The sequence below is a fragment of the Luteibacter sp. P4_E6 genome (assembly GCF_056401535.1).
Genome location: NZ_JBFUJE010000632.1, coordinates 1 through 2,059, shown reverse-complemented (window position 1 = coordinate 2,059; position 2,059 = coordinate 1). Strand labels below are relative to the sequence as shown.

Here is a 2,059-nt window from a genome sequence, read left to right as displayed (position 1 = left end):
GCTCTCGCCCGTGCACGAAGTGCTGGTCGAAGAGTCGGTGCTGGGCTGGAAGGAATTCGAGATKGAAGTGGTCCGCGACAAGGCGGACAACTGCATCATCGTGTGCTCGATCGAGAACTTCGATCCGATGGGCGTGCACACCGGCGACTCGATCACCGTCGCGCCGGCTCAGACGCTCACCGACAAGGAATACCAGCGCCTGCGTAACGCGTCCATCGCGGTRCTGCGCRAGATCGGCGTSGACACSGGCGGYTCCAACGTGCAGTTCGGCATCAATGCCGAAGACGGCCGCRTGRTCGTCATCGAGATGAACCCGCGCGTGTCGCGTTCCTCGGCGCTGGCCTCCAAGGCCACSGGCTTCCCGATYGCCAAGGTCGCSGCCAAGCTCGCSRTCGGCTACACGCTSGACGAACTGSGCAACGACATCACCGGTGGTCTCACGCCGGCGTCGTTCGARCCGTCSATCGACTACGTCGTCACCAAGATCCCKCGYTTYGCCTTCGARAAGTTCCCGGCCGCCGACGCACGCCTCACCACCCAGATGAAGTCGGTGGGCGAAGTCATGGCGATGGGTCGCACCTTCCACGAGTCGCTGCAGAAAGCCCTGCGCGGCCTGGAAATCGGCAAGACCGGCCTCAATCCGACCGGCCTGGACATCGGCAGCGAGGAAGGCTTCCTGACGCTCAAGCGCGAACTGCGCGAGCCGCGTCCGGATCGCGTGTTCCACGTCGCCGATGCCTTCCGCGCTGGCCTGTCGCTGGAAGAAGTGCACGACCTCACGCGCATCGATCCCTGGTTCCTCGCCGCGTTCGAAGACATCGTCATCACCGAAGGCGAGATGCAGCGCCAGGGTCTCACGGCGCTCAACGCCGAGCGCATCCGCGAGCTCAAGCGCATGGGCTTCTCCGATGCACGCATGGCCGAACTGGTCGGCACGGACGAGAACGCACTGCGCCACCTGCGTCACACGCTGGGCGTCCGCCCGGTGTACAAGCGCGTCGACTCCTGCGCCGCGGAGTTCGCCACCACCACCGCGTACATGTACTCCACGTACGAGGAAGAGTGCGAAGCGAACCCGACCAACCGTGACAAGATCATGGTGCTCGGCGGTGGTCCGAACCGCATCGGCCAGGGCATCGAGTTCGACTACTGCTGCGTGCATGCAGCGCTCGCCCTGCGCGAGGATGGCTACGAAACCATCATGGTCAACTGCAACCCGGAAACCGTCTCGACCGATTACGACACCTCCGACCGCCTGTACTTCGAGTCGCTGACCCTCGAAGACGTGCTGGAAATCGTCGACCTCGAGAAGCCGAAGGGCGTCATCGTGCAGTACGGCGGCCAGACCCCGCTGAAGCTGGCGCGGGCGCTCGAAGCCGCCGGCGTGCCGGTGATCGGTACCAACGCCGAGTCGATCGACCTGGCCGAAGACCGTGAGCGCTTCCAGCACCTGATCACCAAGCTCAACCTCAAGCAGCCGCCGAACCGCACCGCGCGCAACGCCGACGAAGCGCTGGCCCTGGCCCGCGAGATCGGCTACCCGCTGGTCGTCCGCCCGAGCTACGTGCTCGGTGGCCGCGCCATGGAAATCGTCTACGCCGACGCCGACCTCTCGCGCTACATCCGCGATGCCGTGCAGGTTTCCAACGATTCGCCGGTGCTGCTCGATCGCTTCCTCGACCATGCCGTGGAAGTGGACGTGGACATCGTCGCGGACGCCGACGGCAACGTGCTGGTTGGCGGCATCATGGAGCACATCGAGGAAGCCGGCGTGCATTCGGGCGACTCCTCGTGCTCGCTGCCCCCGTACTCGCTGTCGCAGGAAGTGCAGGACGAAATGCGCCGCCAGGTGACCCTGCTGGCGCGTGAGCTGAAGGTCGTCGGCCTGATGAATACGCAGTTCGCCATCCAGGGTGACGACGTGTTCATCCTCGAGGTGAACCCGCGCGCTTCGCGCACGGTGCCCTTCGTCTGCAAGGCCACCGGCATGTCGCTGGCGAAGATCGCCGCGCGCGCCATGGCCGGTCGCACGCTGATCGAGCAGGGCACGACCAAGGAG

Annotated in this window: 1 protein-coding gene; it reads left to right on the top strand. The window is 65.3% G+C overall.

From position 1 onward, the window contains the following. The coding region (gene carB, locus AC1DT2_RS21715) for a carbamoyl-phosphate synthase large subunit (protein WP_477298673.1) at positions 1 to 2,059 on the top strand (2,059 nt) is incomplete at both ends.